Below are 13246 nucleotides of genomic sequence, written 5' to 3'. Positions count from 1 at the left end.
GTGGCCAAGGTCGTCGCGGTTCTCGATTATGGTTCGGGCAATCTGCGCTCCGTCGTGCGCGCGGTCGAACGCAGCGGGGCCGAAGCGATTCTGACCTCCGATGCCACGGTGGCTGGCTCGGCCGACGGCCTCGTCGTACCCGGAGTTGGTGCATTTGCTGAATGCATGCGCGGGCTGAAGGCGATTGGCGGCGATCGCATCATTGACGCCCGTCTGACCGGTTCGCGGCCGGTCCTTGGCATCTGCGTGGGTATGCAGATCCTGTTCGGCAAGGGCATCGAACACGGCACGGACACCGAAGGCTGTGGGCAATGGCACGGCGTCGTGGAGAAGCTGCAGGCACCGATCCTGCCGCACATGGGCTGGAATACCGTCGAATCCGATTCGGCCACACAGATGTTGGCTGGCATTGAGGACGAACGGTTCTACTTCGTGCACTCCTACGGCGTCAGGACTTGGACGCACCAGGTCGCCCGCGCCTTCCCCGATCCCGCAGTCATCTGGACCGAGTATGCCGGCGACCGATTTGTGTCAGCGGTCGAAAACGGTCCCTTGTGGGCGACGCAGTTCCATCCGGAGAAGTCCGGCGACGCGGGAGCGCAACTGCTGACCAACTGGTTGGCAACGCTCTAACGACAGATAGCATCATCCGCGTGACCCTCGAACTCCTTCCCGCCGTTGACGTTGCCGACGGACAGGCTGTGCGCCTCGTCCAGGGCGAGCTCGGTAGCGAAACCGCTTACGGTTCGCCGCTCGACGCCGCCCTCCTCTTCCAGAACGACGGGGCTGAGTGGATCCATCTGGTGGATCTCGACGCCGCGTTTGGGAAGGGCTCCAACCGCGAACTGCTTGCCGAGGTGGTCGGCCGGCTCGACGTTCGGGTCGAACTGTCGGGGGGAATCCGCGACGACGCTTCGCTCGAGGCCGCATTGGCCACCGGCTGCCGCCGCGTGAACCTTGGCACCGCCGCGCTCGAGAATCCCGAATGGTGCGCAAAGGTGGTTGGTCAGTTCGGCGATCGGATCGCCGTTGGCCTCGACGTGCGCGGCACGACGCTCGCTGCGCGCGGTTGGACCAAAGAGGGTGGCGATCTGTTCGAGGTCCTTGAAAGGCTGGAGCGCGACGGCTGCGCCCGCTATGTCGTCACCGATGTCACGAAAGATGGCACCCTTCAGGGCCCGAACCTCGATCTGCTTCGCCAAGTCTGTGAGCAGACCAAAAAGCCGGTGGTTGCCTCCGGCGGAGTGTCGAGCCTCGACGATCTGCGTGCGATTGCCGCGTTGACCTCGATCGGCGTTGAAGGCGCAATTGTCGGCAAGGCCCTGTATGCCGGAGCATTCACGATGCCCGAAGCGTTGGACGCGGTCCGTTAGAGACGAACGATGAGGGTTTGGTGTCGCTGGGCGGTTCAAATCCCTCATCGTGCGTCCTGCGGCGCGTCCCGATAGGCTCATTGAGTGAGTCTTGCCGTCCGCGTGATCCCCTGCCTCGACGTCGACAATGGACGTGTCGTCAAAGGCGTCAACTTCGTCGACCTGCGCGACGCGGGTGATCCGGTCGAGATGGCGAAGGTCTATGACGCCGAAGGTGCCGACGAGCTCACCTTCCTCGACATCACCGCGTCGAGTGACTCCCGCGACACGACGTTCGATGTGGTCAGTCGTACCGCCGAACAGGTCTTCATTCCGCTGACTGTCGGCGGCGGTGTCCGTACCGCCGAGGACGTCAATACGCTCCTGCGCGCCGGCGCAGACAAGGTTGGCATCAACACCGGTGCCATCGCCCGACCCGAAGTCATCGGTGAGATTTCCCGCCGGTTCGGCAATCAGGTGCTCGTACTCAGTGTCGACGCGCGACGCAGTCCTGACCAGCCCAGCGGGTATGAGGTCACGACACACGGCGGCCGTCGATCGGCCGGACTCGACGCAGTCGAATGGGCCCGCACCGTCGGCGAACTCGGCGCCGGTGAAATCTTGCTCAACTCGATGGATGCCGACGGCACAAAAAATGGTTTCGATCTGGAAATGATTCGGGCCGTCCGCAGCGTTACACAGGTACCGCTGATTGCCAGCGGTGGCGCCGGGAAGCTCGAACATTTCCCGCAAGCGATCGAGGCCGGTGCCAATGCCGTACTCGCCGCGAGTGTTTTCCACTTCGGCGTCATGACGATTGAACAGGTGAAGATGACGTTGCGAGCAGCAGGGCACTGTGTCAGATAGAACTGTGTCAGATAGCACCACCGCACCCGAATCAGCCGCGGACAATCTGGGGGACGCGCGACCCTCGACCGCCGGTGGCATGGCGCTGCTCGGCCGCGGGATCCGCGAACAAAAGAAACTCTTCACGCTGTCGGTGATCGGCAGCGTGATCTTCGGCGCCATGACGGTCGCCGATGCGAAGGTCCTTGGGTGGGCTACCAACCATGTGATCACGCCGTCGTTCGCCCGTGGCGAAGTGACCAAGGGCGCACTTGTTGCTGCGGTTCTGCTGTTCATGAGCGTCGCGATTCTGCGGGCGCTCGGCATTATCGGCCGCCGACTCATCGGCGGCATCGTGTTTTACCGCCTCATTGCGGACTACCGGCGCAGGGTCACCCGTAAATATTTACAGCTCCCGATGGCCTGGCACCACCGCCATCCCACCGGCCAGTTGCTCTCCAACGCCAATGCCGATGTCGAAGCGGTCTGGGCAGTGTTCATGCCGCTCCCGATGGCGATCGGAGTCATCGCGATGCTCGTTGCCGCGGTCGCCGTGATGCTCGCTGCCGATGTCGTGTTGACCCTCGTCGGACTCGTGGTTTTCCCCGCGCTGTTTATTATCAACATCGGCTACCAGCGATGGCTCAGCCCACGGGTCGCGCATGCGCAGGCACTGCGCGGCAAGGTCAGTGCCGTCGCACACGAGTCTTTTGACGGCGCGATGGTGATCAAGTCACTTGGTCGCGAAGCCGACGAGACGGCGCGTTTCAAGGTCGCCAGCGATGAACTGCGCGACGCCAATATCGCCATCGGCCGGATCCGTAGCATCTTCGATCCGCTGCTGGAGGCCCTGCCCAACATCGGCATTTTGCTTGTCATCCTGATCGGCATGAGCCGCGTGACCAGCGGTGCAGCCAATCCCGGTGATGTCGTCAGCGTCGCCTACCTGTTCACGGTGGTCGCTTTTCCTGTACGCGCCATCGGCTGGGTCCTTGGCGAATTGCCGCGCAGTGTCGTTGGCTGGAACCGAGTTCGCAATGTCCTTGAGGCTCAAGGATCGATGGAATACGGCACCGGTGCAGTTCCCGGCCACGGCGCGGTCGCGGTGTCGGTTCGGGACCTGTCGTTCCGCTATGACGATGACTCAGCCGACGTCCTGCGCCATATCGACTTCGACCTCGAGCCTGGCAAAGTCGTCGCAGTGGTCGGGGCGACCGGCAGCGGCAAGAGCACGCTCACGTCGCTGCTGACGCGACTGATGGATCCGATCACCGGCAGCATCAGCCTTGGCGGTGAGGACCTGCGCGGCCTCACCCACGACTCGCTCGCGAACACCGTCGCAGTTGTCCCGCAGGCTACCTTCCTGTTCGATGACTCGGTGCGCGAAAACGTCACGCTGAGCGCAGATATCACCGACGCCGGCGTATGGGATGCGCTGCGAACGGTTCAGGCCGACGGTTTTGTGAGTGCCTTGCGCGACGGTCTGAGTACCGAATTGGGGGAGCGCGGCACGAGCCTGTCGGGTGGCCAACGGCAACGCCTGGCATTGGCACGAGCGCTCGTACGCCATCCGCGACTGCTCGTCATGGACGATGCGACGAGCGCTCTCGATCCAGATGTTGAGCAACGAATCCTGCGTGCGCTGGCGGAGCAGACTGCTGACGGCACCGGCCCGACTGTGCTGGTCGTCGCCTACCGCAAGGCGACCATCGCGCTGGCCGATGAGGTGTTGTTCCTTGCCGATGGTGCTATCGCGGACCGCGGCACCCATACCGAGTTGATCGAGCGGTCCGAGGACTATCGCAATCTCGTGGACGCCTACGACCAAGCACGGGAGGCCCACGAATGAGCACCGCAATGGGCACTGCCTCAATGAGTACCGTGGAAACTGAGCGGATCTCCGGCCTTGCCGTCGTCCGGCGAGGGTTGTCGATGTCCCCGGCGATCAAGCAGGGGCTCGGTCTGACGATGCTGCTTGCGGTCCTCAGCACCGTTGGCAGTTCGGTCGTGCCCATCGTCGTCAAGGTCACTATTGATTCCGGTCTCGGCGAAGGCACAACGATTGACACCGGCAAAGTCACCGCGTACCTGGTGGTCGCCGGCATTCTGATTGCTCTGACGGCGGTCTGTGCGTATGCGATGCGGGTTCGACTGTTCACCGCGAGCGAGCGCGGCCTCGCCGAAGTCCGCGTTGATGCGTTCCGGCACGTGCATGATCTATCAATGCTCACGCAGAATGCCGAACGCCGCGGTGTCTTGGTGTCCCGTGTGACCTCCGACATCGATCAGGTGTCCCTGTTCTTACAATTCACCGGCATCATGATCATCATCAGCATCGGTCAGATGATTGTCGCGGCCGCAATTATGGCCTACTACTCGTGGCAGTTGACGATCGTCGTCCTGCTGTGTTTCCTGCCACTGGCGGTCAGCCTTAAGTACTTCGCCGAGCGCTTGAGCCGCGCCTATGACATCGTGCGGCGAACTGTGGGCGAACTGCTTGCGGTCATCGCCGAACCTGTCGTCGGTGCCTCGGTGGTTAAGGCCTATGCGATCGAACCCCGCACGCAGCGGCGCGTCGACAAGGGGATTGACCGCAACCTCCGGGCCAATGTTCAAGCCCAGAAATTGGTTGCCGTGACCTTCGCTTCGGCCGGCGTGGCCGGTGGCTTTGCGAATGCCGCGGTCATCTCGATCGGCGTCATCCTTGGTGTCGCCGGCGGATTGTCGATGGGCACCGTCATCGCCTTCGCGTTCTTGGTTGGGCTGTTCGTCGGCCCGGTCCAAACCGCTACCCAGGTGATCACCGACGCGCAGAATGCGATCGCGTCGTGGCGCCGCGTCATCGAATTGCTGGACACGCCCGCCGATGTTGTCGATCCAGGCGCTGGGGGAGCGTTGCTCGAACCGGGTCCGCTTGGTGCGACGTTCGAACATGTGGTCTTCGCCTATCCGGGTGGACCCGACGTGCTCAAGAACGTCGATGTCACGATCGAGCCGCGTCAACGCATCGCGATCGTCGGGGAGACCGGATCGGGCAAGACAACGTTTGCGAAATTGCTCACACGGCTTATGGATCCGACCCAAGGGACCGTGCGTCTGGGTAGCACCGACATCAGCACGATTGGCTTTGCCACGCTTCGCCACCATGTCGTCATGGTTCCGCAGGAGGGCTTCCTCTTTGATTCATCGCTTGCCGACAATCTCCGCTACGGCAAGAAAGACGCCACCGATGCGCAGTTGCTCCGAGCGATCGAGGATCTCGGACTCAACGGCTGGTTCGAAACGCTCCAAAACGGTCTTGCGACCGCGGTGGGACAACGTGGCGAATCGCTGTCCGCTGGTGAACGTCAACTCGTTGCGCTGATCCGCTCGGCGCTCGCCAACCCCGATTTTCTGGTCCTCGACGAGGCTACCAGCGCCGTCGATCCACAGACCGAACTCCGCGCCACGCGCGCGCTCGACAAGCTATTGTCCGGCCGTACGAGCGTCACGATCGCGCATCGGTTGTCGACCGCCGAAACCGCTGATCGGATCCTCGTTTTCGATGCTGGCCGACTCGTCCAAGACGGCACCCATGCCGAGCTCCTTACCGTTGAAGGGGTCTATGCGCGCTTGCACGCCAGTTGGATCGCCCAGTCCAATCTTTCGATCGACCTGACCCGCTGACACGATGCGGGCGAGTTGGCGCCTACCTGAGAGAATGACGACGTGAGTGAACTCGATCCGGCCATTGCAGCCCGTCTGAAGCGCGACCCCAACGGGCTTGTCCCAGCAGTCGTCCAGGACGCTGTCAACAAGGATGTCTTGATGTTGGCGTGGATGGATGATGAGGCACTGCAGCGCACATTAACCACCGGCAAGGGCACCTATTGGAGTCGCACCCGGCAGGAATACTGGGTCAAGGGCGAAACCTCGGGGCACACCCAGGCGGTCCGTGAAGTGCGACTCGATTGTGACGGTGACACGCTGCTGGTTGTAGTCGATCAGACCGGTGCGGCCTGCCATACCGGTGCCAACACCTGCTTTGATATGGACCGACTCGCGTGAACGCGCGCCGACTGTATGCGCCGAGTGTCCTTGGCACGCTCGCAATCGGAGGGCTGGCGTTTCTCGCCGCCTCACGAACCTGGGCGGCAGCAACGATCCAGGCCAAGGGGCTTCCGCCCGCGCCGCTCAAGGTCTCCGGGGCAGACGCCGTCCCGCTCGTCCCAGCACTTGCACTCGTGGTCGTGGCAGCCGCGCTCGCCGTCCTTGCCGCATCGGTTCGGGTGCGCCGTGTGGTTGGAATCCTCGTCATCGTGGTTTCGATCATCGCGATCATTACGATTCTGCGTGCCAGCGGCGCGATCGATACCGCCGTGGCCTCGGCCGTGCACGATTCACCGGCCTTCATTGGCAGCAACACGCCGCAGGACGTGAGCCATGGTGCATGGCGGTGGATTGCGCTACTGGCCTTCGCCGCCGCTGCTCTGATCGGGACGATAATTGCCCGTTTCGGTGCGGACTGGCCCACGATGGGACGCAAATACGAAGCGCCGACCGCGCATACGGTGGCCACCGATGATGAATCGGAATCTGACATCTGGAAGGCATTGGATGAGGGTCGCGACCCCACCCAGTAGTCTTATGCCCACGCCCAGTTGAACAAGGAGAACTCACACCATGTCGCACGGATCTTCACCGGCTGCTTGGACCGCCGTCCTCGTATGCCTTGCTGGCATCACCTTGGCCGGCGTCGCCACGATCCCGACGCCCAATTGGACTCTATTCACAATTGGCGTCGTCATCTTCCTGCTCGGCGGTGTGATCGGCTGGGTTATGGCCGCCGCGGGCATGGGCATCGACCGCGCTCAGCACTGAATCTTTCGCACACTGACCGACCGCACCAACTGATCGGGGACCACGTTATGTCCGAGTACGACGCAACACCACCGCCGTATCCGAGCTATCCAGGTGATTCGGCAGCGCCGATGCCGCCGGCTGCAGCTCCGTATGGGGCGCCGCCAATCCAGCCGGCCGGCCAGTATGCGAGCTGGATCAAACGGGTCGGTGCCTATGTGGTCGACGGATTATTGACGTTCGCAATAATGGTTATACCGTTTGGGATCGGCGTGGCGCTGCTCGTGACATCATTGTCGACGAGCACCGATCTGAATGGCTATACGACGACCGAAGTGACCAATTCAGGCGCGTTGGCAGTCGGGATCATCATCATGGTGGTTGGTTTCCTGCTAGCTTTCGCGTTCGGAATCTGGAACACCGTGTTCCGGCAGGGCCGCACCGGCCAGACGATTGGCAAGAAGGCCCTCAACATCCGGGTGGTCCGGCTGGACAACGGACAATTCATGGGCACCGGCACAGCATTTCTGCGTTGGATCATGGCCTATCTGCTCGGCAATCTTTGCTTCTTGGACTACCTGTGGCCGCTCTGGGATGATCGCAAGCAGACGTGGCACGACAAGGTTGTCGGGACGGTCGTCATCGATTCATGACAGTCATGGACCGAACGCTTGATCGCCGAGCGTCTATGCGAGCTCCGATTGCCGTTGGCGCGGCCGGGTTGTCCGCTGCGGTCCTGTTGCACTTTTATGACCCACATTCCTCGGGCTCATACGGCTTTTGCCCATTCCTGCTGCTGACCGGCTATCCATGCCCGGGCTGCGGCGGGTTGAGGGCGGTCAACGATTTAACTAAGTTCGACATCGGCGCGGCCGTGTCGAGCAATGTGCTTGTCGTCGCGCTTGTCGCGGTGTTGGCGGTGGCGTTCATTTGGTGGATTCCCCGCTGCTGGCGGGGTGAACGGGTTCAATTGATCACGCTTGGAGCCCGCACAGGGGTTGCGGTGATGATCCTGATCTTTGCGTTCGGGATCTTCCGCAACACCCCGTGGGGTTCATGGCTTGCGCCCTAAATCGGCTCAGTAGTTGCCGTCGAGCGAACTGCTTTCGTAACCGCCGGCGAGGCCGATAACGACGATCGCGACGATGATCAGGATGGTCAGCCCGACGCCGATCCAACCCATAATGATACCGGCCTTGGCCTGACCTTCACCGGTCTGCAGCCCGCCGGAGGCTTGGACCTCGTTTTTGGCCTGGTAGCCCAAAATGATGGCCGGGATGCCAGCAAGTATTCCGAAGCAGCAGACAAAACCGAGAATGCCCAGAATCATTGACCACAGGGCCTTCTGATTGCCCTTGGGCATTCCACTGGGCTGGCCAGGAGCCGGAAAGCTCCCGACCGGTGGCTGGCCGTAGTTGGGGTAGTTGTTCTGCGGAGGCGGCGGGAAGCCCGGGTATGCGTTGGGGGGCTGACCATGCGGCGGCGTTGGGCTCGCCGGATAGCCCTCGGGAGTGGGTTCGTTGCCCGGCGGGGGCGGGGGTGGTGGCAGGTTGCTCATGCAGGGTTCACTTTCTGTTGATGATTTTAGAAGGAAGCCGCACTCAGCTCGAAGGGTGCGACGGATGGTTGGGCGTCGATGTCAAAAGCCACCGAACATGCCAATGCCAAAAAGGACAAGATATAGCAGCGAGAACGCGGTGGCGATGCTGCCGCAGATAATGCCAGCAAGCGCCTGTCCAGCGCCAGCTTGTGCGGCGCTGGGTTGTATTGCCCCCGATTGGGTAATTTGCCCTTTGGCGATGATACCGAGAACAATCGCGGCGATGCCGGCGACGGCGCCGAGTCCGCACATGCACATCAGCGGGATGCTGACGATGCCCAAGATCATCGACCACAACGCCGACTGATTGGCAGCTTGCGGGGTGGGGACATGCGGGTAGCCGCCTGGCGGCGGGAATCCGCCCGGCGGGAAGGGGTTCGGCGGGAAGGGGTTCGGCCCGCTGGGCATGCCTGGATTTGGCGGATTCGGCTGATTCCCCGCCGGCATCGTCCCATAGCCTGGCAGGTCGTCATTCGGGTCGGAACCGTCCGGATAGGGCGGGGGATGACTCACGGGGTTCCTTTCCAAGGATGAAGTCCACACCTTATTGCAGAAGGTCCTCAGTTCGCGAAAACAGGGGAGGAATGTCGGTCAACCAGTTTGGGCGATCTCGCTCACACCGACGGGGCCACGGGCCGAACAAATGTGACGCGGGATATCGTTGTTGAAATGTATTTTCGTTGTAAGGGGAGGTCTCGTGTCTGTACTCGATGAGATCCTCGCGGGCGTGGCTGAAGACCTCGCGGCCCGTCAGGCAACGACGACGATCGATGACCTGAAGGCACAGGCTGCCAAGCAGGACCCTGCCCTTGACCCGATGCCGATATTTCGCGCCGATGGCGTCTCGGTGATCGCCGAGGTCAAACGCTCGAGCCCCAGCAAAGGCGCGCTCGCCACGATCAAGGATCCGGCGACGCTTGCTGCCGATTATGCGGCCGGTGGCGCCGCCGCGATCAGCGTTCTGACCGAGCAGCGACGCTTCGGCGGGACGCTTGACGATCTGCGCGCCGTACGAGCAACGGTGGATGTTCCGGTGCTCCGCAAAGACTTCATCACCACCTCCTATCAGCTCTGGGAGGCCCGCGCTGCCGGTGCCGATATGGCGCTGCTCATGGTGGTCGCGCTTGAACAATCGGCACTTGAAAGCCTCATCGAACGCGCGATGTCGATCGGCTTGACACCGCTGGTCGAGGTCCACAATGAGGAAGAGTTGTCGCGTGCGGTTGATGCTGGCGCCCAACTCATTGGGGTCAACGCCCGTAACCTCAAGACGCTCGAAATTGATCGCTCGACCTTCGGGCGCATCGCCCCGCTGATCCCCAACAATTTGGTACGGGTTGCCGAGTCCGGTGTCCGCGGGCCACATGACGTCATTGAATATGCAAAGTCGGGCGCCCATGTCGTCCTCGTCGGCGAGACGCTGGTCAAGGACAACAACCCGCGTTCTACCGTCGCTGATCTCGTTGCCGCCGGTGCGCATCCTGCGCTCCAGCATCGATGGTAAGAAATGGGTCTTCACTCACGTTCGAGTATTTTTTAAGGCTTGTTTCCTCAGGAGTTTAGTATGACCAGCTACACACAACCGGACGAGTCCGGCCACTTTGGCCCGTTCGGCGGACGATTTATGCCCGAGGCGCTCATAGCGCCACTCGACGAACTGGCCACAGCATGGGAGTCGGCGAAGGCCGATCCGGTGTTCATGACTGAACTTGATCGGATGCTGCGCGAATACGCCGGCATCCCGAGCCTGTTGTATGACGCCACGCGCTTCTCCGAAGTGGCCGGCGCTCGCATCCTGCTCAAGCGCGAAGACCTCAATCACACCGGTGCACATAAGATTCGCAATGTTCTTGGGCAGGCTCTGCTGGCCAAACGCATCGGCAAGCCGCGTGCGATCGCGGAGACCGGCGCCGGCCAGCACGGAGTCGCCGCGGCCACGGCATGTGCCTACCTGGATCTTGAATGTGTCGTCTACATGGGCGAGTTGGACACCCAACGCCAAGCGCTCAACGTTGCCCGGATGGAAATGCTCGGCGCCACCGTTGTATCGGTCAAGACCGGTAGCCGCACACTCAAGGACGCCATCAATGAGGCGTTGCGCGATTGGGTCTCGAGCGTTGACACGACCTCGTACCTCTTTGGCACCGCCGCCGGACCGCATCCGTTCCCATCAATGGTGCGCGATCTGACCCGCGGCATCGGGGATGAAGCACGCGCCCAATGCCTCGCACTCACCGGCAAGCTGCCCGATGCCGCGGTTGCCTGTGTCGGCGGCGGCTCAAATGCGATCGGGCTCTTCACCGCATTCATTCCCGACGCTGACGTCAAGCTCTATGGCATCGAAGCCGGCGGTGACGGCTTCGAGACCGGCCGGCATGCGGCCACAATCACCGCCGGCGAGGTCGGTGTACTGCATGGCGCACGTTCCTATCTCTTGCAAGACGAGGACGGCCAGACGATTGAATCGCATTCGATCTCCGCAGGCCTGGATTATCCAGGGGTTGGACCTGAACATGCCTATCTCGCCAAGACTGGTCGCGCAACCTATCAACCGGCAACCGACGCCGAAGCGATGGCGGCCTTCGACCTGCTCTGCAAGACCGAAGGCATCATCCCCGCAATCGAGTCGGCGCATGCCCTCGCCGGAGCACTGAAGATCGCAAAAGAGCTGGGCCCGGACGCCACAATTTTGGTCAACCTGTCCGGTCGTGGCGACAAAGACGTGCATACCGCCGCCGAATATTTTGGTCTGTTGAAAGGCGATAAAGCATGAATGCTGTCAGCGAGACTGCGCTCAGCGTCCGACTCGCCGAGATCCGTGCAGAGAACCGCGCTGCACTCGTCGGCTATCTGCCAGCGGGATTCCCCACTGTCGAAGGTTCGATTAAGGCAGTCCAGGCGCTGGTCGAGGGCGGCGTCGACATCGTTGAGGTTGGTATGCCCTATACCGATCCGGTGATGGACGGCCCGACGATTCAAGCGGCCGCCGAACAAGCGCTTGCCGGCGGCACTCGTACGGCCGATGCGTTCAAGGTCGTACGCGCAGCCGTGGACGCCGGTGCACCGACCGTGATCATGACCTATTGGAATCTGGTTGAACGCTTCGGTGTCGATGCCTTCGCAACGGCCCTTGTTGAAGCCGGCGGTTCCGGACTTATTACGCCAGACCTCGTTCCTGAGGAAGCCGGTGAATGGACGACGGCCGCGGCCGCGCACGGGCTTGATCAGATCTTCTTGGTCGCGCCGTCTTCAACCGATGCACGCGTCGCGATGACCGCCGAGGCTGCCAGTGGCTTCATCTATGCGACTGCGATCATGGGTGTGACCGGCCTGCGCGAGAAGACCAGCAGCCTTGCGCCCGAGCTCGTAGCCCGTTTGCGTACCGTCACTGACAAGCCGATCGGTGTGGGGTTGGGCGTCAGCAATGCCCAGCAGGCACACGATGTGGCCGAATTCGCCGATGCCGTCATCGTTGGGTCGGCGCTCGTACGCTGTTTACTGGATGCGCCGGACGAAGCGGCAGGGCTGGATGCTCTGCGTAGGCTTGCCGCGGAACTCCGCGCCGGTGTCGAACGACAACGCTGATACGTAAGGATCGCTGAATGCTCGCAACATTTATCCCCAGCCCGGACCACGGAGTCTGGTATCTCGGGCCGGTGCCATTGCGCGCGTATGCGTTCGGCATCATCATCGGCGCTCTTGTTGCGCTCTGGATCGGCGAACGCCGCTTCGTTGCGAAGGGCGGCAAACCCGGTGTCATCGGCGATATCTCGATGTGGGCGATCCCATTTGGCATTGTCGGCGCCCGGATCTACCACGTCGCGACCGACCCGGAGCTCTATTTCACCGCTGGCAAAAACCCACTTGATGCATTCAAGATTTGGGAGGGTGGCCTCGGCATTTGGGGTGCCATTGCGCTCGGCGCAGTCGGTGCTCTGATCGGTTGTCGGCGTGCCGACGTGAAGTTCGCCGACGTTGCCGATGCACTCGCACCGGGCATTTTGATCGCCCAAGCCATCGGTCGCTGGGGAAACTATTTCAACCAAGAATTGTTCGGCAAGCCGACGACAAAGCCATGGGGCCTTGAGATCGCCCCGATCCACCGGCCGGAAGGCTTTGAGCAATATGCGACCTTCCAGCCGACATTCCTGTACGAATCGATCTGGAACCTGCTCGGTGCGCTGCTGATCATTTGGCTGGGCCACCGTTTCCGACTGACCGGCGGACGCGTGTTTGCGCTGTATGTCATGGTCTACACCGTCGGCCGGTTCTGGATTGAACATCTGCGCATCGACTTCGCGCACCACATTCTTGGCTTGCGGCTCAACGACTGGACCTCGATCATCCTGTTTATCCTCGCGACGGCCTACTTCATCGCGAAGCGGCCCAAGGATCCTGCGCCCGAAAACGCAGACGCCACCGACGCTAATTTGAAGGACACCGACGTCACCAACGCCGAATAGGTCGATGATCGGGCAGTTCTCGCGCCACGGGTGATGAGGAACTCAAAACGCATGCTGGCTCCACTGGCCTGATCGTGTGTAAACTGGTGACGCTGACTAGGGCCAATGTCGTCCCCGGTTGAATCCATCACCATTTGACGACGTGA

At 61.8% G+C, this 13246-nt stretch carries 16 protein-coding genes; 14 read left to right on the top strand and 2 right to left on the bottom strand.

Annotation, left to right across the window (positions count from 1 at the left end):
• From hisH to AC2YB9_RS11125, 10 genes are all read left to right on the top strand, one after another.
• A complete protein-coding gene (hisH, locus tag AC2YB9_RS11170) occupies nucleotides 1–633 on the top strand; it encodes an imidazole glycerol phosphate synthase subunit HisH (RefSeq protein ID WP_487265421.1) in 633 nt (210 codons plus the stop codon).
• A 20-nt stretch (nucleotides 634–653) separates the two neighbouring features.
• Complete coding sequence (gene priA, locus AC2YB9_RS11165) at nucleotides 654–1373, top strand: bifunctional 1-(5-phosphoribosyl)-5-((5-phosphoribosylamino)methylideneamino)imidazole-4-carboxamide isomerase/phosphoribosylanthranilate isomerase PriA (protein WP_487265420.1); 720 nt, start codon at nucleotides 654–656, stop codon at nucleotides 1371–1373.
• Nucleotides 1374–1457: 84 nt separating this feature from the next.
• A complete protein-coding gene (gene hisF, locus AC2YB9_RS11160; protein ID WP_487265419.1) occupies nucleotides 1458–2219 on the top strand; it encodes an imidazole glycerol phosphate synthase subunit HisF in 762 nt (253 codons plus the stop codon).
• 4 nt (nucleotides 2220–2223) lie between these two features.
• The gene (locus AC2YB9_RS11155) at nucleotides 2224–4047 is read left to right on the top strand and encodes an ABC transporter ATP-binding protein (protein ID WP_487265418.1); all 1824 of its coding nucleotides are present in this window, start codon (nucleotides 2224–2226) and stop codon (nucleotides 4045–4047) included.
• Nucleotides 4044–5864: an ABC transporter ATP-binding protein gene (locus AC2YB9_RS11150; RefSeq protein ID WP_487265417.1), complete on the top strand. Its 1821-nt coding sequence runs from the start codon at nucleotides 4044–4046 to the stop codon at nucleotides 5862–5864. Before AC2YB9_RS11155 ends, AC2YB9_RS11150 begins: the two co-directional genes overlap by 4 nt.
• Nucleotides 5865–5906: 42 nt before the next feature.
• A complete protein-coding gene (gene hisI / locus AC2YB9_RS11145; RefSeq protein WP_487265416.1) occupies nucleotides 5907–6245 on the top strand; it encodes a phosphoribosyl-AMP cyclohydrolase in 339 nt (112 codons plus the stop codon).
• Nucleotides 6242–6820, top strand: coding sequence for a Trp biosynthesis-associated membrane protein (locus tag AC2YB9_RS11140; RefSeq protein ID WP_487265415.1), 579 nt, complete (start codon nucleotides 6242–6244; stop codon nucleotides 6818–6820). Before hisI ends, AC2YB9_RS11140 begins: the two co-directional genes overlap by 4 nt.
• A 40-nt stretch (nucleotides 6821–6860) precedes the next feature.
• Complete coding sequence (locus tag AC2YB9_RS11135; protein ID WP_487265414.1) at nucleotides 6861–7058, top strand: HGxxPAAW family protein; 198 nt, start codon at nucleotides 6861–6863, stop codon at nucleotides 7056–7058.
• 47 nt (nucleotides 7059–7105) lie between these two features.
• Nucleotides 7106–7690, top strand: coding sequence for an RDD family protein (locus tag AC2YB9_RS11130; RefSeq protein WP_487265413.1), 585 nt, complete (start codon nucleotides 7106–7108; stop codon nucleotides 7688–7690).
• Between the two features lie 35 nt (nucleotides 7691–7725).
• Complete coding sequence (locus AC2YB9_RS11125; RefSeq protein WP_487265412.1) at nucleotides 7726–8109, top strand: DUF2752 domain-containing protein; 384 nt, start codon at nucleotides 7726–7728, stop codon at nucleotides 8107–8109.
• Between the two features lie 6 nt (nucleotides 8110–8115).
• Here the strand turns inward: AC2YB9_RS11125 and AC2YB9_RS11120 are convergent, their stop codons facing one another.
• The gene (locus AC2YB9_RS11120; protein WP_487265411.1) at nucleotides 8116–8595 is read right to left on the bottom strand and encodes a DUF4190 domain-containing protein; all 480 of its coding nucleotides are present in this window, start codon (nucleotides 8593–8595) and stop codon (nucleotides 8116–8118) included.
• A gap of 81 nt (nucleotides 8596–8676) precedes the next feature.
• Nucleotides 8677–9150, bottom strand: a complete 474-nt coding sequence (locus tag AC2YB9_RS11115) for a DUF4190 domain-containing protein (protein WP_487265410.1) — start codon at nucleotides 9148–9150, stop codon at nucleotides 8677–8679.
• Between the two features lie 184 nt (nucleotides 9151–9334).
• On the opposite strand from AC2YB9_RS11115, the gene trpC reads away from it, so the two are divergent.
• Genes trpC through lgt form a run of 4 tightly spaced genes read left to right on the top strand, consistent with a single transcriptional unit; the run spans nucleotide 9335 to nucleotide 13100 of the window.
• Entirely contained in the window at nucleotides 9335–10141 is an 807-nt protein-coding gene (trpC, locus tag AC2YB9_RS11110) for an indole-3-glycerol phosphate synthase TrpC (protein ID WP_487265409.1), read from the top strand.
• A 60-nt stretch (nucleotides 10142–10201) separates the two neighbouring features.
• Nucleotides 10202–11410 (top strand): tryptophan synthase subunit beta, encoded by a 1209-nt coding sequence (trpB, locus tag AC2YB9_RS11105; RefSeq protein ID WP_487265408.1) that lies wholly within the window; start codon nucleotides 10202–10204, stop codon nucleotides 11408–11410.
• Nucleotides 11407–12222 (top strand): tryptophan synthase subunit alpha, encoded by an 816-nt coding sequence (trpA, locus tag AC2YB9_RS11100; protein ID WP_487265407.1) that lies wholly within the window; start codon nucleotides 11407–11409, stop codon nucleotides 12220–12222. Before trpB ends, trpA begins: the two co-directional genes overlap by 4 nt.
• 17 nt (nucleotides 12223–12239) lie before the next feature.
• Entirely contained in the window at nucleotides 12240–13100 is an 861-nt protein-coding gene (gene lgt, locus AC2YB9_RS11095; RefSeq protein WP_487265406.1) for a prolipoprotein diacylglyceryl transferase, read from the top strand.
• Nucleotides 13101–13246 lie beyond the last annotated feature (146 nt).

Source organism: Aeromicrobium changchenzhani (assembly GCF_057586615.1).
This window is presented reverse-complemented; position numbering and strand designations above follow the sequence as displayed.